The organism is Methylomonas koyamae (assembly GCF_001644025.1).
In the GTDB taxonomy this organism is placed as follows: Bacteria; Pseudomonadota; Gammaproteobacteria; order Methylococcales; family Methylomonadaceae; genus Methylomonas; species Methylomonas koyamae_A.
In genome coordinates, this window is record NZ_LUUK01000016.1 from 18158 (window position 1) to 39515 (window position 21358).

General features: G+C 55.5%; 19 protein-coding genes. 5 read left to right on the forward strand and 14 right to left on the reverse strand.

Going from position 1 to position 21358, the window contains the following annotated elements:
* Positions 1 to 6 precede the first annotated feature (6 nt).
* The 6 genes from edd to amrB form a co-directional block, all read right to left on the reverse strand.
* The gene (gene edd, locus A1355_RS01560; RefSeq protein ID WP_064024295.1) at positions 7 to 1827 is read right to left on the reverse strand and encodes a phosphogluconate dehydratase; all 1821 of its coding nucleotides are present in this window, start codon (positions 1825 to 1827) and stop codon (positions 7 to 9) included.
* 157 nt (positions 1828 to 1984) lie between these two features.
* Complete coding sequence (locus A1355_RS01565) at positions 1985 to 2404, reverse strand: class I SAM-dependent methyltransferase (RefSeq protein ID WP_064024297.1); 420 nt, start codon at positions 2402 to 2404, stop codon at positions 1985 to 1987.
* 137 nt (positions 2405 to 2541) lie between these two features.
* Complete coding sequence (pgl, locus tag A1355_RS01570; RefSeq protein ID WP_064024299.1) at positions 2542 to 3252, reverse strand: 6-phosphogluconolactonase; 711 nt, start codon at positions 3250 to 3252, stop codon at positions 2542 to 2544.
* A 35-nt stretch (positions 3253 to 3287) separates the two neighbouring features.
* Positions 3288 to 4754 carry a glucose-6-phosphate dehydrogenase gene (zwf, locus tag A1355_RS01575; RefSeq protein ID WP_064024353.1) on the reverse strand — a complete coding sequence of 489 codons (1467 nt, stop codon included), beginning with the start codon at positions 4752 to 4754 and terminating at the stop codon, positions 3288 to 3290.
* A 193-nt stretch (positions 4755 to 4947) separates the two neighbouring features.
* Positions 4948 to 5505 (reverse strand): AmmeMemoRadiSam system protein A, encoded by a 558-nt coding sequence (amrA, locus tag A1355_RS01580; protein WP_064024301.1) that lies wholly within the window; start codon positions 5503 to 5505, stop codon positions 4948 to 4950.
* Positions 5492 to 6271: an AmmeMemoRadiSam system protein B gene (amrB, locus tag A1355_RS01585; protein WP_064024303.1), complete on the reverse strand. Its 780-nt coding sequence runs from the start codon at positions 6269 to 6271 to the stop codon at positions 5492 to 5494. Before amrB ends, amrA begins: the two co-directional genes overlap by 14 nt.
* Before the next feature lie 141 nt (positions 6272 to 6412).
* On the opposite strand from amrB, the gene amrS reads away from it, so the two are divergent.
* On the forward strand, positions 6413 to 7495 hold the full coding sequence (amrS, locus tag A1355_RS01590; RefSeq protein ID WP_064024305.1) for an AmmeMemoRadiSam system radical SAM enzyme: 1083 nt from the start codon (positions 6413 to 6415) through the stop codon (positions 7493 to 7495).
* Positions 7496 to 7531: 36 nt separating this feature from the next.
* Here amrS and purM read toward each other — a convergent pair whose 3' ends face one another.
* A complete protein-coding gene (purM, locus tag A1355_RS01595) occupies positions 7532 to 8575 on the reverse strand; it encodes a phosphoribosylformylglycinamidine cyclo-ligase (protein ID WP_064024307.1) in 1044 nt (347 codons plus the stop codon).
* A gap of 78 nt (positions 8576 to 8653) precedes the next feature.
* Here purM and A1355_RS01600 point away from each other — a divergent pair, with 78 nt between their 5' ends.
* Complete coding sequence (locus tag A1355_RS01600) at positions 8654 to 9463, forward strand: DUF2066 domain-containing protein (protein ID WP_064024309.1); 810 nt, start codon at positions 8654 to 8656, stop codon at positions 9461 to 9463.
* Between the two features lies 1 nt (position 9464).
* Here the strand turns inward: A1355_RS01600 and A1355_RS01605 are convergent, their stop codons facing one another.
* The 7 genes from A1355_RS01605 to A1355_RS01635 all read right to left on the reverse strand — a co-directional run bounded on the left by A1355_RS01605 (position 9465) and on the right by A1355_RS01635 (position 18624).
* A complete protein-coding gene (locus A1355_RS01605) occupies positions 9465 to 9965 on the reverse strand; it encodes a hypothetical protein (RefSeq protein ID WP_064024311.1) in 501 nt (166 codons plus the stop codon).
* 21 nt (positions 9966 to 9986) lie between these two features.
* Positions 9987 to 11342 carry a hypothetical protein gene (locus tag A1355_RS01610; RefSeq protein ID WP_064024313.1) on the reverse strand — a complete coding sequence of 452 codons (1356 nt, stop codon included), beginning with the start codon at positions 11340 to 11342 and terminating at the stop codon, positions 9987 to 9989.
* A 141-nt stretch (positions 11343 to 11483) separates the two neighbouring features.
* Positions 11484 to 12902 carry a nitrogen regulation protein NR(I) gene (gene ntrC, locus A1355_RS01615; protein ID WP_064024315.1) on the reverse strand — a complete coding sequence of 473 codons (1419 nt, stop codon included), beginning with the start codon at positions 12900 to 12902 and terminating at the stop codon, positions 11484 to 11486.
* A 40-nt stretch (positions 12903 to 12942) separates the two neighbouring features.
* Positions 12943 to 14010 (reverse strand): nitrogen regulation protein NR(II), encoded by a 1068-nt coding sequence (gene glnL, locus A1355_RS01620; protein WP_064024317.1) that lies wholly within the window; start codon positions 14008 to 14010, stop codon positions 12943 to 12945.
* 847 nt (positions 14011 to 14857) lie between these two features.
* Positions 14858 to 15637: an exodeoxyribonuclease III gene (locus tag A1355_RS01625; RefSeq protein WP_064024319.1), complete on the reverse strand. Its 780-nt coding sequence runs from the start codon at positions 15635 to 15637 to the stop codon at positions 14858 to 14860.
* A gap of 107 nt (positions 15638 to 15744) precedes the next feature.
* Positions 15745 to 17154 carry a glutamate--ammonia ligase gene (gene glnA / locus A1355_RS01630; RefSeq protein WP_064024321.1) on the reverse strand — a complete coding sequence of 470 codons (1410 nt, stop codon included), beginning with the start codon at positions 17152 to 17154 and terminating at the stop codon, positions 15745 to 15747.
* A 147-nt stretch (positions 17155 to 17301) separates the two neighbouring features.
* A complete protein-coding gene (locus tag A1355_RS01635) occupies positions 17302 to 18624 on the reverse strand; it encodes a porin (protein WP_064024323.1) in 1323 nt (440 codons plus the stop codon).
* Between the two features lie 410 nt (positions 18625 to 19034).
* On the opposite strand from A1355_RS01635, the gene A1355_RS01640 reads away from it, so the two are divergent.
* From A1355_RS01640 to A1355_RS01650, 3 genes are all read left to right on the forward strand, one after another.
* Positions 19035 to 19373 (forward strand): P-II family nitrogen regulator, encoded by a 339-nt coding sequence (locus tag A1355_RS01640; RefSeq protein ID WP_064024325.1) that lies wholly within the window; start codon positions 19035 to 19037, stop codon positions 19371 to 19373.
* Between the two features lie 24 nt (positions 19374 to 19397).
* Positions 19398 to 20798 (forward strand): ammonium transporter, encoded by a 1401-nt coding sequence (locus A1355_RS01645; protein WP_064024328.1) that lies wholly within the window; start codon positions 19398 to 19400, stop codon positions 20796 to 20798.
* 182 nt (positions 20799 to 20980) lie between these two features.
* Positions 20981 to 21319: a P-II family nitrogen regulator gene (locus tag A1355_RS01650; RefSeq protein WP_064024330.1), complete on the forward strand. Its 339-nt coding sequence runs from the start codon at positions 20981 to 20983 to the stop codon at positions 21317 to 21319.
* The last annotated feature ends 39 nt before the right edge of the window (positions 21320 to 21358 follow it).

Consider the following 21358-nt stretch of genomic DNA (forward strand, 5'->3'; position numbering starts at 1 on the left):
ATTGTGTTAATCGACGTAAAACAAGTTGGTCGCGCCGGTTTCGGCGGACGAGGCGTGGGCGCGGAAGCCGCCGAACAATTCCCGGCCCATGCCGAAGTGGTGGCCCTTCGCCGAATTGGCGGCGGCGACCCTGGCCTCGAATTCCGCCGGATCGACCTGGACGTTGACTTCGCCGGTCTGCGTGTTCAAAACGATGACGTCGCCGTCGCGGACCTTGGCCAGCGGACCGCCGTCCAGGCATTCCGGGCACATGTGAATCGCCGATGGCACTTTTCCGGAGGCACCGGACATGCGGCCGTCCGTGATCAGGGCCACTTTGAAGCCTTTGTCCTGCAATACGCCCAGCGGCGGCGTCAGTTTGTGCAATTCAGGCATGCCGTTGGCTTTCGGTCCTTGGAAGCGTAACACCACGATGCAGTCTTTCTCCAACTCGCCGCGTTTGAAGGCCGCGACCACGTCATCTTGATCGTCGAAGACCACGGCAGGGGCGGTCACGACTTGATGTTGCTCGGCGACAGCCGAGATCTTCGAGACGCCGCGGCCGAGGTTGCCGTGCATCACGTTCAGGCCGCCGGTCGGTTGGAAGGGCTGGCCGACCGTGGAAATGACCGCATCGTCCTGCGAGCTCGCCGGCCCTGCTTCCCAGCGCAGTCCGGCCTCGGTCAGCTTCGGTTCCCGGCTGTATTGCGCCATGCCGCGTTCGTCGCCTATCGTCAGGATGTCGCCGTGCAGCAGGCCGTTGCGCAGCAGTTCGGCGATCAAAACGCCCATGCCGCCGGCCGCTTGGAAGTGGTTGACGTCGGCCGAGCCGTTGGGATAGATCTTGGCTAGCAGTGGGATGATTTTCGACAGCTTGTCGAAGTCGTCCCAGTTGATAATCACACCGGCGGCGCGGGCGATCGCGATCAAATGTATCGTGTGATTGGTCGATCCGCCGGTGGCCAACAGGCCGATCAGCGCGTTGACGATGGCCTTTTCATCGATGGCGCGGCCTATCGGTCTGAAGTCGTTGCCGGCCGCGGTGAATTTCAAGACTTGCTTGGCGGCGGCCTTGGTCAACTCGTCGCGTAGCGGCGTGTAAGGATTGATGAAGGAGCTGCCGGGCAAGTGCAGGCCCATGATCTCGACCATCATCTGATTGCTGTTGGCGGTGCCGTAAAAGGTGCAGGTGCCGGGGCTGTGGTAGGACTGCGACTCGGATTCCAGTAGCTCCTTGCGGCCGACCTTGCCTTCGGCATAGAGTTGGCGAATACGGACCTTTTCCTTGTTGGGCAGGCCGCTGGGCATCGGACCGGCCGGGACGAATACCGCCGGCAGATGGCCGAAACTCAGGGCGCCGATCAACAGGCCGGGGACGATCTTGTCGCAGACGCCCAGGTACAACGCGGCGTCGAACATGTTGTGGCTAAGGCCGATCGCGGTGCTCATTGCAATCACGTCCCGGCTGAACAGCGACAACTCCATGCCGGGTTGGCCTTGGGTGACGCCGTCGCACATCGCCGGCACGCCGCCGGCGAATTGGGCGACGCCGCCGGCATCGCGCACGGCTTGTTTGATCAATGCCGGAAAGTCCTTATAGGGTTCGTGGGCGGACAGCATGTCGTTGTACGCCGAAATGATGCCGACATTGGGTTTTTGCGAACCGGCCAAGTCTTCCTTTTCGCCGCCGGCGCAGGCCGCGAAGCCGTGAGCCAGATTGCCGCACGCCAGTTTGGCGCGGTGTGGGCCTTGGTCGACGGCGGCTTCCAGACGGGACAAATAGGCGCCGCGGCTGTCGCGACTGCGTTCGATGATGGTTTGCGTGACTTTTTCGAGTGTGGGATGCATCGTGGTGTCCTGGTCGGAAAATAAACGTTTAACGGAATCTCAAGGTCAGCCACATATGAGGCCCGACTGCTTTCGCTTTGGAATTGGTACCGAGCGAGCAGCGGAAATGGCTGGGTCTAAACAGAAGTCAGCACGACGGGTGGCCACGGCCTCCGGTTCAAGCGCTGTTGGTCGGTTCTATCCAAAAACGTTGCCAGCCGAGCAAGCTCGGTTCTAAATCGCGAAATTCGGAGGCAGGGTGGGGTCTGATCGCGTTGACCGCTTCCAAATCCAGAACCTCTACCAGGCGCAGTTTTTTGGTAGCCAAACCGGCGGCTCGCCGGCACTTATCCACTCGCCGGCGATTCGGCAAGCCTTTACGGGAATACGTCATCCGATACAGCCCAGTCGGCCAACTTAAAAAATCAAACGGCGGATAGGGCTCCAGCCCATGGCTTTTTAAGTCGACTTTGCGTAGCGAACCCCCGTCGGCGCGTAGCGCTTGCCGAATATTCAGAAGCGTCGCGTCCAGCTGATCGACGTGTTCCAATACCGCGCGCGAAATAATGACATCGTAGCGGGCGGTTTTTCCCGACAATCCGTCGTCGGCGACGCGGGCGAAAAAGTAATCGGCTTGGTCATGACGGCCTTCAAAATCAAAAACGCATCGTTTTTCAGATTTTTACTATACACCGGTCGCCCCTTGGCTGGTTTCTCGGATTGCAGTTTTTCAGGTTACGGCGCCCAATACAACTCCACTGGCACCTTATCTTGGTGTAACAACGCTCGGATCGGCATGTCTTCGACCGGGCCGTTCTGTTGAGCCTTGCCGAAGATCGCCAATTTGTCCTCGCCGGTAAACAGGATAATGATGCGGTCGGTGTTCAGTAAGGCATTGCGGGTCAGCGTCATGCGTTCGGTGTTGGGACCGGTAATGTCGCTGGCTGTCGCCGTGATCGCCGCCGTCAGTTGGTCGTTATCCTCGCGTAGCGCATCGGCCAGGCCTTCGGCATGGGGAAACAGCGACGCGGTGTGGCCGTCCGCGCCCATGCCGACGATCGCCAGCGTGAACGGATTGGGCAGGCCGCGATAACGGGTTTCGGTTTCGGCTTGGCCGGCGGCGGCGGTCGCGGCCGCGTTTTTCATACCGACGAACTCGACGTTTTTGGCGTTATTGATTAACAGGCTGCGGCGAATCAGCGCTTCATTGCTGGCGGCGTGTTGGTCGTCGACCCAGCGCTCGTCGACGAGGCCGATCCGGATTTTTTTCCAGTTCATGTCGGCTTTGGACAAGGCTTCGTAAAGCGGCGCCGGTGTCGTGCCGCCGGAAACCAACAACGTGGCCAGACCGTGTTTGCTAATACCCTCGGCCAGAACGTCCTGACATTCGGCCGACAGCGCGGTCAGCAGGTGGGTGCGGTTTTCAAAAAAGAATTCTCTAACCATGATCTTAAAACTCTCGATGGGTGCGGTGCGTGTAATTATTCTTCCCAGGCGCGGCCGTCGCGGGCCAGCAGCGCGACCGAAGCGATCGGCCCCCAACTGCCGGCCGGATAGGATTTCGGCGCGCTATGGCTATGGGCCCAGGCGTCCTGGATCGAGTCGACCCAGGTCCAGGCCTGTTCGATTTCCTCGCGGCTTAAAAACAGCGTCGGATTGCCGCGCAGGGCTTCCAGAATCAGCTTTTCGTAACCGCCGAAGATGCTGTTCTTCTTGAAGGTTTCCGAAAAGCTTAAGTCCAGCTTGGTTTGCTGTAATTTGATGTTGCCGTCGATACCGGGCACTTTGTTCAGCATCACCACGTCCACGCCTTCGTTGGGCTGCAAGTGGATGACCAGCTTGTTGGCCGGCAGTTCGCGGAAGCTGTCCTTGAAGATGTTGTGCGGCAACTGCTTGAAATTGACTACGATTTCGGTGCGTTTGTTGGGCATGCGCTTGCCGGTCCGCATGTAAAACGGCACGCCGGCCCAACGCCAGTTATCGATGTCGACCCGAATTGCCACGAAGCTTTCGGTGGTACTTTCCTTGTTGGCACCTTCTTCTTCGAGATAACCCGGTACCGCCGAGCCTTTGATGAAGCCGGCAGTGTATTGGCCGCGCACGGTTTTTTCCTCGACATTGCGGACCGTGATCGGCCGCAACGATTTCAATACCTTGATCTTTTCCATATGTATGCTTTCCGCCGACAAGTCGGCCGGCGGCTCCATCGCCACGAAGGTCAGGATTTGCAGTAAATGGTTCTGCAGCATGTCGCGGAGCTGACCGGTCTTGTCGAAGTATTCCCAGCGGCCTTCGATACCGATGTCTTCGCCGACCGTGATTTGAATGTGGTCTATCGTGTTGTGATTCCAGTTGGTCGTGAAGATCGAATTGGCGAAACGCAACGCCAGCAGATTGAGCACGGTTTCCTTGCCCAGGTAATGGTCGATGCGATAGACCTGATCCTCGTGGAAGACATCGGCGACTACGTCATTGATTTCCTTGGAAGATTTCAAATCGTGGCCTATCGGTTTTTCCATCACCATCCGGGATTCGGGCGTCAGCACGCCGCAACTATGCAGGCCCTGGCAGATGTTCTTGAACAGAAACGGCGCGACCGCGAAATAATTGACCATCACCCGCTTTTCGGCGTCGACCGCATTGTTCAATTGGCGGTATTGGTCGGGTTGGGTCAGGTCGATTTTCAGATACGACAGGCGTTGTGAAAAACGCTGCCAGATTTCTTCGTTGATCGTGTTATGCAAAAAAGCGACCAGGCTTTTGTGGGCAATTTCGACGAAGCCGGCGCTGGTTTCTTCCAGTCTGTCGACGCCGATGATGCGGGTGTCGGGTTCCAATAGATTGGATTTCTCTAGACGGTATAACGAGATCAGCAATTTGCGTTTCGACAAATCGCCCAGCGCGCCGTAGATCACCAAGTCGCAGGGTTTATAGGAATTGTTTTTCATTGAGGGTACCGAAAACCAAGAGAATGTGGCCGCCGACCGACCCAGCGTTCGACTCGGCTTGTCGATCTGAATCAGCCGGCCGCGCATCGTGGCGAAAATGCACCCATTATAATGGCTCAGGCCGGCGCCAAACAAGGCTTTCGGCTGGAGGTGCCGATTTCTCTGGGTTTATCGGGGCGTCGGCCGGGGCGTTTCAGCCGAACATTTCGGTGGAATAGCGCTGGATTTTCACTGTGCTCGACCAGTAATCGGCCGGCAGGCCTGCTTTGCGTTTTAGATGTCGCAAAAATTCGGCTGGGTCCGGCAGATCCTCCCAAACCGAGGGTAGAAAAGTACCGCGCCTGCCGCCTTCGCTCAGAATCAGACCGTCGATGCCGGGCCGAAGTTGGCCGAGCAGGTCCGTTTCGGATGCGAAATAGAGCGGTTCGGATGGACTCAATACCGAAATATGCAGGCTAAGTCGCGCCGATTCCGCTGCGGTGACCGGTGGAAAACGCGAATCGCGGAAAGCGGCGGCATAGGCGTTCTCGGCGACATCCTCGGCCAACGGCCGCGCGGCTTCCAGCCGGCCAATGCAACCGCGCAGTTGACCGGCCAGTTCCAGTGTCACGAAAGTCGCCGCCGGCCCGGTCAATTTGGCGGGATAATCCGCCAGATTGACCGGCAACGGCCGGCCATGCGCGAGGCCGTGGGCAATGGATGCCCTCGCCAGGGTCAGCAAGCAGCCGCGTTCGACGTCATTCAACGACATAGGCACCGTAACCCACGACTCTGGCTTTGTCGCCGGCGGTATCGCCGGAGTTACGCAAATCGATGGTCTTGATCGACCGTCCCGTGTCGCGCAGGAGTTTTAACAAGCCGTTGACGCCGACCCGGCCGCAAGCGGCGTCGCCGACGATTTCCTCGTAGCGTAGCGCTTCGATCAGGCGGCTGGTGTCGCGGTCTAGGCGTTGAGCGGTCGCGTAATCGTGGTAATGGCTCAAGTCGGAACTGATCACCAACAAGGTTTCGTCGCCACCCCAGAGTAATTCAAGCAGGCTGGCGACCTGGGAGGGTTCCGCTTCGCCGGCGACGATCGGAATCAGCTTGAAGTCGCGAAATACTTCTTGCAAAAAGGGTAGATGCACTTCTAGGCTGTGTTCGAGGGTATGGGCCTGTTCGACGTACTCCACGAACGGCAATTGCAGTAATTTGGCTATCGCATCGCGATCGACTTCGACATCGCCCAGCGGTGTACTATAGGCGTGAGCGCGACTGACCGCCAAACCGCGAAAAGCGACTTGGTGCGACGGGCCGATCAACACGACCCTGCGGACCCGCTCGGCGGCGGTTGCCAAGCGCGCGTAAGCGGTGGCGGCGACCGGAGCGGAATAGATGTAACCGGCGTGGGGGACGATTATGGCCTTGGGTACGTTGCCGCTGGAATCGGCCGCGCGCAGATAGCTGTCGACCGCATTATGCAATTGTAAGGGATCGGCCGGGTAAAAGCGGCCGGCCACCGCGGGTTTTCTGTTCATGGCTGATCCTTATCACTAGTTATTGGTACGATCAGACGGGGCAAACGGTCAAAGCGGAGTGGATCGCTTGCCGGGGCTTGCATTATTGAGTATAGCCGACGGGAGACAGTGGTTTTCGATTGGGGTTCAAGGAGAACGGCGATGACGACATTCCTCGGCGGCGATACCGTCGCCACCCGCTATTGGCACGCGCTCGACGACGGTCGCGTCCAGTGCGATCTATGCCCGCGTTTTTGCAAATTGCATGAAAGCCAGCGTGGCTTGTGCTTTGTGCGGCAAAATCTGGATAGCCGCATCGTGATGACCAGCTACGGCCGCTCCAGCGGCTTCGCGGTTGATCCCATCGAAAAAAAACCGCTGAATCACTTTTTGCCGGGCTCGCCGGTACTGTCGTTCGGTACCGCCGGTTGCAATCTGGCTTGCAAGTTTTGTCAGAATTGGGACATCAGTAAATCCCGTGAGATGGATACCTTGACGCGCCGCGCCGCGCCGGAGGCTATAGCCAACGCTGCTTTGGCCCATGGCTGCCGGAGCGTGGCTTACACCTATAACGACCCGGTGATTTTCCACGAGTACGCGATCGATACCGCGCAAGCTTGCCGCGACCTCGGTCTGAAATCGGTCGCGGTAACGGCGGGCTATGTATGCCCGGAGCCGCGCGTTGAGTTTTACCGATACATGGATGCCGCTAATGTTGACCTGAAAGCCTTCAGCGAAAGGTTCTACCGCAAAGTCACCGGCGGTCATTTGCAAGCAGTCTTGGATACCTTATTGTATTTGCAGCACGAAACCCAGGTTTGGCTGGAATTGACGACCTTGCTGATTCCCGACGAAAACGATAGCGAAGCCGAATTGGAGGCGATGACCCAATGGGTGGTCGAACATTTGGGGCCGGAGGTGCCGATGCATTTCACCGCCTTCCATCCCGATTGGAAAATGACCGACAAGCCGCGTACGCCGTTATCTACCTTGTTACGGGCCAGGCAGATCGCGACCAAAAATGGCGTTCGTTACGCCTATGTCGGCAACGTGCACGATAAGGCCGCCGAAAGCACGTACTGCCACCAGTGCGGCGAAATGCTGATAGGCCGGGACTGGTATGTGTTGTCGGATTGGAATCTGAATGCAGCCGGAGGCTGCCGATTCTGCGGCACTGCTTGCGCCGGTTTGTTCGAAGCGGCGCCCGGCGATTGGGGCGCGAAACGGATCGGGGTTAGCATTTAAATCGGCCGGTGATAAGCGCGCCGGCCGATGGCGAGGTTAACGGTAAACGACGCTGGGCTTGCCGTCGCCGGCGACGATTTCACCGATCGTAAACGCGGTTTCGCCTTGCCGGCCGAGAATTTCCAAGGTTGCGGCTTCGTCGGCCGCCGCCACGCAAACGATCATGCCGACGCCGCAGTTGAAGGTGACCAGCATATCGTCTCGCGCCACATTACCCTGTTGTTGTAACCATTGAAAAATCGCCGGGAAATGCCAGCTAGCCAGGTCGATTGAGGCATTCAGACCGTTCGGCAAAACTCTAGGCAGGTTTTCGGTAATGCCGCCGCCGGTAATATGCGCCATCGCATGTACAGGGACGGACTTCAGTAATTCGAGCAAGGGTTTGACGTAGATGCGGGTCGGCGTCAGCAGCGTTTCGCCCAGCGGTTTGCCGTTGACGGTGTCGGTCCAGGTCAAGCCGCTACGCGCGACGATTTTGCGGATCAGCGAATAGCCGTTGGAATGTGGGCCGGACGAGGCCAGCGCGATCAATTTGTCGCCGGCTTGGACTTGGCTACCGTCGATGATGCGGGACTTTTCGACGATGCCGACGCAGAAGCCGGCTAAATCGTAATCGCCGTCAGCGTACATGCCGGGCATTTCGGCGGTTTCGCCGCCGACCAGCGCCGCGCCAGCCTGTTCGCAACCCAGGCCTATGCCTTCGATCACACTGGCGGCGGTATCGACGTCGAGTTTGCCGGTCGCGAAATAATCCAGGAAAAACAGCGGTTCGGCGCCTTGCACGATAATATCGTTGACGCACATCGCGACCAGATCGATGCCGACCGTGTCGTGAATGCCGGTGTCCAGCGCCAATTTCAATTTGGTGCCGACGCCGTCGGTGCCGGAAACCAGCACCGGCTGTTGATAGCGGTCCAGCGGCAGTTCGAACAGCGAACCGAAGCCGCCCAGTCCCGCCATCACGCCGGCGTTGCGGGTTTTGGCGGCGATGGGTTTGATGCGATCGACCAAGGCGTTTCCGGCTTCGATATCGACGCCGGCGCTTTTGTAATCCAGGCGGTCAGTGGGTTGTTCGCTCAAGGTTGGCCTCTTTAAAGTTAAGATGGAATCGACCGATATTGTACTATATTCGAAATGTGACATTGTCAGGGTGGGCTAGTGAGCGAAGCATTTAAGAAGGCCGGACGGGCCGCGGTGGCCATGGTTTTAGCGAGTTTATTGGCGGCGCCGTGTGCCGATGCGGTCGAGGTTAAGGGCTTGTACGAGATCGAGTTGGTGGCGAGGGGCCAATCCGCCGAGGATAGGACACAGGTGATCAAGCAAGGCTTGTACGCCGTGTTGAGCCGAGTGCTGGTGTCCGAAGACATTTCCAATATTCCGGCGGTGCAACAGGCGCTGACTGGGGCGCAAAACTATGTCAAGCAATTCCAATTTTCGCTGATTTCCGCGGACGAATCGCCCGATACCGAGGCCCGTTTGGCGCGGATCGAGTTCGATGAGGATCAGGTGATGCAAGTGATGCGCGATAGCCATGTCGGCATCTGGAGCGAGATCCGCCCGGAAACGTTGGTGTGGCTAGTCGTCGATCAGGGCGGCAATCGTCAGTTTTACAATGCGGATACCATGCCGGAGCTGGAGAGTGCGCTGGCGTTCGCGGCGAAGGTCAAAGGCATTCCGATGATTTTTCCGATGCTGGACCTGGAGGAACAACAAAGAATCACGGTCAGCCAAGTGTTGAGCGCCGACTCGCGCGGTTTGTTGGCGGTTTCGGCTCGTTATGAAGTGACATCGGTCATGGCGGGGCGCATCGTCGAAAAAGGCGAATGCTGGCAGGGCGAGTGGGCGTTTTATTTCGATGGCAAGATCAAACAGTGGAACAGTCCTTGTCAGCCGTTGAAAGCGACGGCGGTAGCCGCCGCCCAGGGGGCTTACGATGTGCTTTCCAATTATTACGGCGTGAAGCCTTGAGTCAGCCGGCTATAAGACTGTAAATCCCGTAAGCGCCGCCGTAACTGGACAGAAAATAGAACAGTGACATCACTAGCGACGCCGGCCGGTTGATCAGCAACACGTCCTTAAAGATTTGGGCGATCATCAGCATATCCCAGAGGAAAAATACCGCCAACGCCGAATAGCTCAGCGCGTCCTCGGCGACAGTGACCCAAAATACGATGGGTACCAGAAAAATGCCTACCAGGTTTTCGCAGAACAAGATGGCGCTGGCTACCTGAACGTAAGTGCGAAAAGTACCGTTCAAACCCAGGACTAACGCGATAAATCCCAAGGTCAGCCCGGTTTCGATCAGGACTTCGAAGACAGTTTCCAAGTCGTCCGACATGTTGAATTTGATGAAAAACACCATGCCGAAATAGAAATAAATGTTGTACTTGAAAAAGCGTGTCGAACTGGGCAGTTCCAGCGCGGAAACATTGAGCCAGCACAGCGGGAGATAGTATCTGATCAGTTCCATGGCGGCGGGACCGTGGCGGGTTTAGCGTTCCTCGAAGGCGTAGGCGTCCAAGTCGTGCCGATACTCCTGCTGGGTATGGCTAAATTGGTCGTTCAGCGCCTGTACCAGATCCTTGCTTTGCTCGATCAAACCGGCCAGCTTCTTGCGGTTTTTTTTGTTTTTGCCGACCGGATCGGTGATCGGTAACAGCATGCGCCAGAAGCTTTGGCTTTTTTCGAATAGTGCCGCCAGATCTTCGGTCAAATTCAATTGTTTTTGGCGTTTGTGCAGTTGTTTAACGATGAACTTGGCGTGTACTCGGCTGACGATCAGATGCATCGGAGTCAGCAGCGCGATCAGCGCGATGGCGATAGCCGGGCCGATAATGGGGTCGAAGATCAGTTCCAGAATGCCGACGGCGATTTCGGCGAACAGCGCCAGCATGATGATGAAGCCGAGCACGATCAGCGTCGTCGCGTTGCAGCGTTCTTTCCAAGTGGTCAGCGAGGCTTCGACTTCCGGCAGAATCACATCGTCGATGGCTCGGATGCTATCCTGCAGGGTGGCCAATACCCGGTAGGAACGGTCGCTTGCCAAGTTGGCGATACGCTGGTCGAGCGCGGCGCCGTCGCTGTTTTGGCTCAACACCACGAACTGGCCGGTGTGTATGCCCAGTTCGGCCAAGCGGCGTTGCCAAGCATTGGCGATATCCTGGCTTTTGGCGGGGTCCAGGCCGATTTCGGAGTGATCGATCACGAATACGAATTTATTGGAGTCTTGCTGGGCAACGATTTCGGTCAGAGCGGCCTTGTTCAGTTCGGCATCGGCTTCGAACAAATCGGTGAACACCAGTACCAGATCGGAAATATCCAGTACGTATTTGCGCAGCATCGCGGTGACGGCATTTTCGGTGGTATTGCTCAGCACCGGCGTGTCGATAACCAGCTTGCCTTTCAATTTAGGGCTGTTGACCGTCACCAGCTCCAGATGGCCATTGAGTTTGCCGCCCTCGCCGGGCAAGACTTGTTCCATGGCTTGGCCGATTCTGTAAAAGGGCAGGCGGTGATCGGCGTCCAGCGCGGTACCGGGCAGCGTGGCGCCGGCGGCTTGCGGCGTGTATTGCAAGACTGTGAATTTGTGGCGAACGGTGTGCAGCGGCGAGTTGAGGTATCGGGCCAGGAAGTCGGATTTGGCTGGTGAGTAACCGCCCAGCGTACTGATAACCGGCCACCAAGTGGTTTTGCGGGCGGTGCTTTCCTCGGAGTCGATCAGCCCCATGTCGAATTCGATTTGGTCCAATTCCTGGAACAATCTTGCGGTTTTTTGCAGGACCGGATCGGCTGCCGCGAATTGTTTTTCTAGGTTTATCAGGTATTTACTTGCCGTTTTGTCCGCCATGTGCTGTGAACCTTTTTTATAAGTGGCTAGAGGTTGATCGATCGGGCGGAGTATACACCGACGACATTTAAACGGATAAAAATTCCTGGTAGGGAAGGGTGGGCGACCCTGTAAATGGGGCGCCCGGACGCGGGAAGCGAATTATTCCTTGATGTCCAATTCCTTGATTTTTCGGGTCAGCGTATTGCGGCCGTATCCTAGCAATTGAGCCGCTTCGTGTTTGCGGCCGTGGGTGTGAGTCAGCGCCGATTCGATCAGCAGGGTTTCCACCGAAGGAATGGCTTGCTTGGCGATGTCGACCTTGCCGGCGTTGAGTTGTTGCTTCACCCAGGAACGAAACTGGCTTTCCCAGTCACCTCGCTCGACTTCGCCGGCGGTCTCGGTAGCGGTTTGCATCAGTTCTGGCGGCAAATCTTCGATATGAATTTCGCGGCCCGATGCCATGACCGTCAACCAGCGGCAGGTGTTTTCCAGTTGACGGACGTTGCCGGGCCACTTCAAATTACTCAGGAAGGCCTCTGCTTCGGGCTTCAAGGACTTGACCTCGGTGCCCAGTTCCTTGGCGCTTTGATACAAAAAATGCCGCATTAACAAACCGATATCCTGCCGACGTTCTCGCAGTGGCGGTATGTGGATGCGGATAACGTTCAGCCGGTGGAATAAGTCTTCGCGGAACCGGCCCTGGGCAACCAATAACTCCAAATTCTGGTGGGTGGCGGCAATGATGCGGACGTTGACCTTAACCGGCGAATGCGCGCCGACCGGATAAAACTCGTTGTCCGCCAATACCCGCAGCAAACGGGTTTGCATGTCGGCGGGCATGTCGCCGATTTCATCGAGAAACAACGTGCCGTGATTGGCTTGCTCGAAACGGCCGATGCGCCGGGCCTGGGCTCCGGTAAACGCGCCTTTTTCGTGGCCGAAGAGTTCCGATTCCATCAGGTCTTTCGGAATCGCCGCCATATTCAGCGCGATGAAAGGCTGCTCGGCGCGTGGACTGTGCCGGTGTAAAGCCCGAGCGACCAGTTCCTTGCCCGTGCCGGATTCGCCGTTGATCAAGACGGTGATGTGCGAGCGCGCGAGTCTGCCTATGGCTCGGAACACTTCCTGCATCGCAGGCGCTTCACCGATGATCTCAGGGGTCTCTTCGTTGACTGGAGGCTCTTGAGCGACGTCGTTTTGCAACTGCTTGCTGTGAATGCAAGCGCGTTGTACCGTCTCGACCACTTCGTTGACATCGAACGGCTTGGGTAAATACTCGAATGCACCGCCGTGAAAGGCCGATACCGCGCTTTCCAAATCAGAATGCGCCGTCATGATGATGACCGGCAGATTAGGATGGTCGTGCTGTACCTTGCGCAACAGTTCGAAGCCGTCCATGCCCGGCATGCGGATATCGGTAATCAAAACATGCGGCAATTCCTTGGATAGTTCTTTCAACAAATCGGCGGCGTTGGCGAAGCAGCGCGTGACGATGCTGGCCTTTTGCAGGGCTTTTTCCAACACCCAGCGTATCGATTTGTCGTCATCGACAATCCAGACCTTATCTGGCAGTGGCATGAGATTTCTCCAAAACTCAATATTAAGATGATGGCATCAATTATCGATTCGATGCTTTTTTGCCAAGATTATCGGCTAACGGTAAATAAATAGAGAATACGGTATTGCCCGGCTCGCTTTCGCATTCGATTAAGCCGCTGTGTTGGTTAATCAACGATTGAGCGATGGACAGGCCCAAGCCGGTACCTTCGGCCCGTCCGGTAATCATCGGGTAAAAAATCTGTCCCATTAACTCGGGTTTGATGCCCGGGCCGTTATCAATGACGTCGATCTTCACCGCCAGCCGGTAACGTTTACGGCCTATCGTCATGTGGCGGCGAATTCGGGTTTTCAATGTGATTCGGCCCGAGGTCTGAATCGCTTGAATGGCGTTACGGACGATGTTCAGCAGGGCCTGGATCAACTGGTTTTTGTCGGCGAACAGTTCGGGAATGCTGGGGTCGTAATCGGTTTCCAGGCTGATGTTATTACCTGCTTCCACGGCGACCAGTTGACGAACACGCTCCAATATTTCGTGGATGTTCAACAAACTTTTATGGGCCGGTTTATTGGGTCCCAGCATCTTGTCCATAAGCTCTTGCAAACGGTCCGATTCGGCAATGATGATCTGGGTATATTCCTTCAGTTCCGGGTCGTGCAATTCCAAATCCAGCAGTTGAGCCGCGCCGCGAAGTCCGCCCAGCGGGTTCTTGATTTCGTGCGCCAGTCCGCGCACCAACATCCGGCTGGTATTTTGCTGCGCCAGCAGTTGCTCCTCTTTGGTAATACGCAAATGCCTATCGACCTGCTGAAGCTCGATCAGGATTTCGTTCAACTGACCGTCTTCCAGTAACGGCGTGGCGCTAAGATTGACGGTGATCGATTGGCTCATCCGCTCCAGTATCAATTCTCTGTCTACCAACGGTTCGTGCTGATGTAGGCGCTGCATCAAATCGGTAAACAAGCCGTGATGTCCGATTTTAAAAAGCTTCTGGGCCGGATTGCCGAGCAAATGCTTGGCGCTGTCGGCGAACAGCATTTCGCCGGCCGGATTAATGTAGGTCAGCAGTAAATCCCTGTCGAACATCAGGATGGCTTCGTTCAGGTGATCGAGGATTTTTTTGTACACGGTGTTATTGGATTCTCCTGTCGGCTACGTTTATACAGCAATATACGAGCCATATCCGGATCAAGAATGTGAGGGTAATGATCAGGTGAGTGGCCAAGTGGTGCATGGGTTCCAAGTATTGCGTTTGAGGAGTTTATCGGTCCGTTAATGTGGTCGGTTTTCTTTAAAAACCGGCGTCGCTTGCGCACCAAATACCAGCGTTTTTTGCTCTCGGGTGTCTGGGATCGAAATCGACTTTGCAACGGATAGGCAAAGACCGCTAAGCTCGAGCAGTTGAGAAGTTCAAGGTCAAATCCCTAAATAACTTGTACCCAACCATTTGTTGCGGTGATTTGCTAACCAAAACTCAGGGACGATATGCAATTTAGCGCTGTTTTTTTGCAAATCGCGGGATCTTCGATGGCTTGAAATTAGGGTGAATCCTTAACAACTGCTGTCTTCGCCGGTCTTGATTAGGACCCGCTAGATTCAACGAGTCTAGTGACAGTGGTGCTGAAGCTCAAAGGCAATGCTAATGTTGCCGAGCTTCGTCGTGGCGAAGCGCGAACGGAAATTCCGAATTAGCAAAAAAGCACAATTTTGGTGCGTTGGTTTGGGTTATAACACTAAATGGCCGCGGTCGACGCGAAAATGCGGTAAGCCACTATCGGTCCGGGTATCTCCCTACTAAAGTTAAACAAACAGTTGTCCCACTAGCTACCTTTAGAGACGAACGCCTGGTATCGGCCGAGCTTGTTTAGTGCGTAATAGGTTGAGCAATGCACCAATGTGGTTCGTTCTGGCGATCGTTTTAATTGTGGGCCGCCCGGTCTAACAAAGCAGGTGTCAGCCGGATGTCCGCGCGGCTTCAAAGCGTGAGTGCGTAATCGACAATCAGGGGTGCGTGATCGCTGAAGCGTTCGAGTTTGTAGACCGAGACCTTACTGGCGGTATTTGCCAGCGTTGGAGTGGCAATCTGGTAATCGATGCGCCAACCTACGTTTTTAGTCCAAGCTTGGCCGCGATTGCTCCACCATGTATAGCAGGACTCGGTAGCGTCGGGTTCCAAGTATCGGTGGACGTCGACCCAACCCTGCTCGCCAAGAATCTTTCCGATCCAGGCCCTTTCTTCGGGAAGGAAGCCGGAGTTCTTTTTATTGCCTCTCCAGTTTTTCAAATCGATGGCCTGATGAGCGATATTCCAGTCGCCACAGACGATAACGTGTCGCCCGCTGGCCCGAAGCTGCGCCAAATGGGGGTATAAGCGGTCCATAACGCTGAATTTGATCGCTTGGCGTTGTTCGCCGCTCGATCCCGAGGGCAAATAGAGTGAAATCACGGACAGGTTTTTGACTCGGATTTCCAGATAACGGCCTTCGCTGTCAATATCGGCGTAGCCAAGGCCGGTGATGATCGTTTCAGCGGGAAGTTTGCTGTAGATGCCAACGCCGCTGTAACCTTTTTTCTCCGCGTAATGAAAATAACCGTGATATCCGGTCGGATTCGCCATGGTTGCTGTTAGGTCGGCGGCTTGAGCCTTTAACTCCTGCAAGCATACAAAGTCGGCATTTTGCGCGCATAGCCAATCATAAAAGCCTTTGCGGTCGGCGGAGCGAATGCCGTTAAGGTTGATCGAAATGATCCGCATAAGACGTTCAAATAGTTGAAGGGTCTGTCGAAACAAAAAACCCCGCGAAGCTTTGCAACTTGCGGGGTTCTGGAAAGGTGCGGGACTGTCAGAAACAGTCCTACCTCTTACAAGCTGTAGTACATGTCCAGCTCAACAGGGTGAGTGCTCATGCGCAGACGGGTAACGTCTTGTTTTTTCAGCTCGATGTAGCCGTCGATGACGTCGTCGGTGAAAACGCCGCCCCGGGTCAGGAACTCGCGGTCGGCATCCAGTGCGGCTAATGCTTCGTCCAGAGAGAACGAGACTTGCGGAATGGCTTTTTCCTCTTCCGGCGGCAAGTCGTACAAGTCTTTATCCATCGCTTCACCTGGGTGAATTTTGTTTTGGATACCGTCAAGACCGGCCATCAACATGGCGGAGAATGCCAAGTAAGGGTTAGCGGTTGAGTCCGGGAAACGTACTTCGATACGACGACCTTTAGGGTTGTTAACGTACGGAATACGGATCGAAGCCGAACGGTTGCGAGCGGAATAAGCCAACATAACCGGCGCTTCGAATCCTGGAACCAGACGTTTGTAACTGTTGGTTGAAGCGTTGGTGATCGCGTTCAAGGCTTTAGCGTGTTTGATGATGCCGCCGATATAATACAGCGCGGTTTCGGACAGGCCGCCGTACAGATTGCCGGTGAACAGGTTGACGCCGCCTTTCGCCAGCGATTGGTGAACGTGCATGCCGCTACCGTTGTCCCCGACCAGCGGTTTCGGCATGAAGGTCGCGGTTTTGCCGTAAGCGTGGGCGATATTGGCGACCACGTATTTCAGTTCCAACACTTCGTCGGCTTTTTTAACCAGCGTGTTGAATTTAGCGCCGATTTCGCACTGACCCGCAGTCGCTACTTCGTGGTGGTGGACTTCGACGGTTTGGCCCATTTCTTCCAGAACCAAACACATAGCCGAACGCATGTCTTGGAAAGAGTCGACCGGCGGAACCGGGAAGTAGCCGCCTTTGATACCAGGGCGATGGCCAATGTTGCCGTTTTCGTAGACTTTCGCCGAGTTCCAGCCGGCTTCCTCGGAGTCGATTTGATAAGAGCAGCCACCCATGCCGGTGCTCCAACGTACGTCGTCGAAAATGAAGAATTCGTTTTCAGGACCAAACAGCGCGGTGTCTGCGATGCCGGTGGACTGCATATAGGCTTCGGCGCGTTTTGCAATCGAGCGCGGATCGCGCGCGTAACCTTGCATGTCTTTGGGTTCGATGATGTCGCAACGCAAGATCAGGGTTTTGTCGTCGAAGAAGGGGTCGATTTTAGCAGTGCTGGCGTCCGGCATCAGAATCATGTCCGATTCGTTGATGTGTTTCCAGCCTGCGATTGACGAACCGTCAAACATATTGCCTTCTTCGAAAGTGTCTTCGTCGATGGTGTGAGCAGGGAAGGTGACGTGCTGCTCTTTGCCGCGAGTGTCGCAAAAACGGAAATCGACGAATTTAACGTCGTTTTCTTGGATTAATTTGAGTACGTGATCTACTGACATCGGCCAAATTCTCCTAGTGGATAGTTATTTTGTTTGGGTTGTAAAAGGCTAGCTACGATAGCATCAAATGGTAGTAAGAGCTATAAAAATCAAAGCTTCCGAGAGGGTTGGTCTCGGAAGCTGATCTTAATATCTAATCGGTCGCAATTAGAACGTAACCACTACGTCCGCTGTGAAAAGCAACTGATTGCGGCCTTGGCCGTTGTCGAAGGCCTTTGTTTTATCGGTGAAGTCGTAGCGAATGTTTGGACGCAAGTTCAACCATTTGGCGGGTTTGTAACTCAGGCCGGCTGTAACTGCGTAGTAGCCGCTGCCTTCGTAGGTGTAATTGCCGTTGGCGTAAGGGCCGTTCGGGCATGCAAAGTTAGCTGAGCCCAAATTGCTTGAAGCGGCGTAGCAGCGGCCCGGTCCGTTAACCCGGAAACCGTTGTGGTCGCGGAACCATTCCGCGCGCAGGCCGCCGGAAAGCTTGTCATTTACGTCGTAGATCAGATACTGGTTGATGCCGTACCACTCCGCGTCTGGTCCGGTTGCCGCGGCAACGTTGTCGGCGAAGCCGTGATCGTGCTGGATGATGTAGTGCAGTTTATCGGTGAAGTTGTGTTTGCCGACGACGCTATACATGGACCACGCCGAGCTGTTATTTTCCGCTTGATGGCCGGCTGTTGAAGTTACTGCTAGCGAGGTGCCTGCGTCGTCGCTGGTCCAAGTGACGCCACCCAGCCAAGCCCAGTTACCGAGTCCTCTATCGAAATTACCGTCCCAGCCACCGGTCTGGCTGCCGGTGACCGCGCCACCGGATACGCTCCAATTACTGTTGATGGCATAGCTAGCCAACACGCCGGTGTGGGTGAACGGTTCGCCATATTGCATCGTGTAAGGCTTGGTGACGAAAAAGTTGTCCGGTGATGTGACCACTTCATAACCGATGATGGTGTAAAAGTGACCGATTTTTACATCAACGCCGTTACCGAATGGCAGGTTCAATTCCGCATAGGCTTGCGGCAGGGCAATGCTATAAAAGCGCTCGCCGCGTTCGGTGAGATACAGGTCCCAATTGCCGCGGTTGTCCGCGGCGGCAGTGCCGTACGCTTGCGTAAAAATGGCATCGGTGCCGTACATGAAGTCCACTCTGCCGCCGATATCGAAGCTGTCGCCGCTTACGGTGACTGCTTTTTGCAGATAAAGATACAGTTGATTCAGTTGAACTTCGCCGGTACGGTCGTTAAACGTGACCGGACCGTTGAAGCCGTCGCCATGGCTGCCGCTCATGTTGGCGCCGACACTGGTTTCCAGCCAACCGCCGATTTTCAGATTGTGATCTTTCATGAATTTAGCTTCATTCGGGTCTATGCCCGCGGCTCCGAGCAGGCCGGAGGCTTCCGTCCAGCTCTCGGCGCCGGCCGAAGCGCTGCATAGCGCCAAAATGCCAGCAACGTAAGTTCGGCGAGATTGGAAGTGGTGTTTCATGATGGTATTCCCCTTTTCTAGTTGGTACTCGAAAGTTTATTAAGCAGTTTTTAGGCCAAGTCTCATGCTTTGGAAATCAAGGAGATAGCGGGCGTTGGCCAGGTATTTTTGAGTGGATTTGGTGCAAAAATCGTTGTTTGCACTGTCGTGGTGCTTGGGTGGTCGCGATAGCGGTCCTGCAAGCTAATGCTTAGTTTAGCGCCACTTAGCGTGTTTGCTTAACATTTTTAGTGAGCATTTGTTTGGAAATGGTGCGCTACATGAACCTTCGCACCATCTGGGTGCGATTCTCTGAGGGATTTTAATGTTTTAAGCAAATTATGCTTAAAAAACATGGATATAAATACTGGCATATATTCTGCTTTGGCTGAGTTGGGAATTTACTAACTCAAGCAACGAGGTGTTGAACTATGAAACTGATAACAGCGGTTGTAAAACCGTTCAAGCTCGATGACGTGCGGGAAGCGTTATCGGATATCGGCGTTTCCGGTGTGACGGTAACCGAGGTTAAGGGATTCGGCAGGCAAAAAGGCCACACCGAACTGTATCGCGGCGCTGAATACGTCGTGGATTTTCTGCCCAAGGCCAAAATCGAGGTGGCAGTGGCCGACGCGTTGCTGGATCAGGCGGTGGAAGCCATCGTAAAAGTCGCCAATACCGGAAAGATCGGCGACGGCAAGATTTTCGTGACTAATTTGGAGCAGGTCGTCCGGATCAGAACCGGCGAATCCGGCGAAGAAGCACTTTAAACCTAGACCATGGGGACTAAGCAAATGAGATATGTAGCAGGCATGGCGCTGTTGGCGCTGTTGGGCTTCTCGGGGATCGCCGGCGCGGAAGAAGCGGCGGCACCGGCCGTTCAAGCCACCGTGAACAAGGGCGATACTGCCTGGATGATTGTTGCCACGGTATTGGTCGCGTTGATGGTCATTCCCGGTTTGGCATTGTTTTACGGCGGCATGGTGCGAGCCAAAAACATGTTGTCGATTCTGATGCAAGTGTTCGTGATCTTTTCGTTATCGGCCATTTTGTGGGCGGTTTACGGGTATAGCGTGGCGTTTACCGAAGGCAACGCGTTTTTTGGCGGTTTCAGCAAGGCCTTTCTGTCCGGTATCACGCCGGATTCGATGGCGGCGACCTTTAGCAAGGGCGTGTACGTGCCGGAATACATTTATGTCGCTTTTCAGCTGACCTTTTCGGCGATTACTCCGGCGCTAATAATCGGCGCCTTCGCCGAGCGCGTGAAGTTCTCGGCGGTGCTGTTGTTTACGGTAATCTGGTTCAGCATTTGTTATTTACCGATGGCGCACATGGTTTGGTACTGGGCCGGTCCGGACGCATATACAGACGCGACTGCGGCCGAAGCAGCGGGAGCCACGGCCGGTTTCTTGTTCCAAAAAGGCGCGCTGGACTTCGCCGGCGGCACCGTTGTGCATATCAACGCCGGCATGGCCGGTTTGGTCGGCTGTCTGCTGATCGGCAAACGCATCGGCTACGGCAAGGAATTCATCGCGCCGCATAGCGTAACGATGAACATGATCGGCGCTTCGTTGTTGTGGATCGGTTGGTTCGGTTTCAACGCCGGTTCCAACTTGGAAGCCAACGGTCTGGCTGCATTGGTTTTCGTTAACACGCTACTGGCTGCCGCAGCCGCGACCTTGTCCTGGATGGTCATGGAATGGCTGGTGCGCGGCAAGCCCAGCATGTTGGGCGCGACTTCCGGCGCCGTGGCCGGTCTGGTTGCGATCACCCCGGCTTGCGGTTGGGCGGGGCCGATGGGTTCGATCGCGCTGGGCTTCGTTGTCGGCGCGGTGTGCTTCTGGTCGGTGACTCGCTTGAAACATGCGCTGAACTATGACGACTCGTTGGACGCCTTCGGCGTACACGGTGTTGGCGGCATCGTCGGCGCCTTGGGGACCGGCATCGTCGCGAGCCCGGCACTGGGCGGTACCGGCGTGTGGGATTATGTCGCCAACGCGGTAGCGGAATACGACATGTTGACGCAAGTCACCAGCCAAGCCTGGGGCGTGGGTGTCGCGATTGTCTGGTCCGGCATTGCATCGTTCGTGGCATTCAAAATCGCCGACGTGGCGGTGGGTCTGCGCGTCAACGAAGCGACCGAGCGCGAAGGTTTGGACGTGACCGAGCACGGCGAAACGGCTTATCACATTTAAGCTATCGAGATTGCTGATTAACAAGGAAAAAACGGACCGTCGGTCAGGGCGGTCCGTTTTTGCTATCATTAAAAGCACCTTTCCGGTGCTTGAGCCGGTAAATTGTAGGTTAGCCTGGAATTATTTATGATTGGCGGTAGCCTTCCGACACAGCAAATTATTCATTCGAATTTGGGGATAGCATGAAACTCATTACAGCGATTATCAAACCGTTCAAACTGGACGACGTCAGGGAAGCCTTGTCCGAGATCGGCGTGGCCGGCGTGACCGCCACCGAGGTCAAAGGTTTTGGACGGCAAAAAGGCCACACCGAGCTTTATCGGGGTGCCGAATATGTGGTTGATTTCTTGCCCAAAGTGAAGCTGGAGATAGCCGTGGCCGACAATGTGGTCGACCGGGCCGTCGAGGCGATCGTCAAAGCCGCCAACACCGGAAAAATCGGCGACGGCAAGATCTTCGTCAGCAGTCTCGAACAAATTATCCGAATCAGAACCGGAGAAACCGGGGAAGACGCGATTTAGATTTCCCCAGCGGGTTTTATTGCTGGGCGAACATTTCAA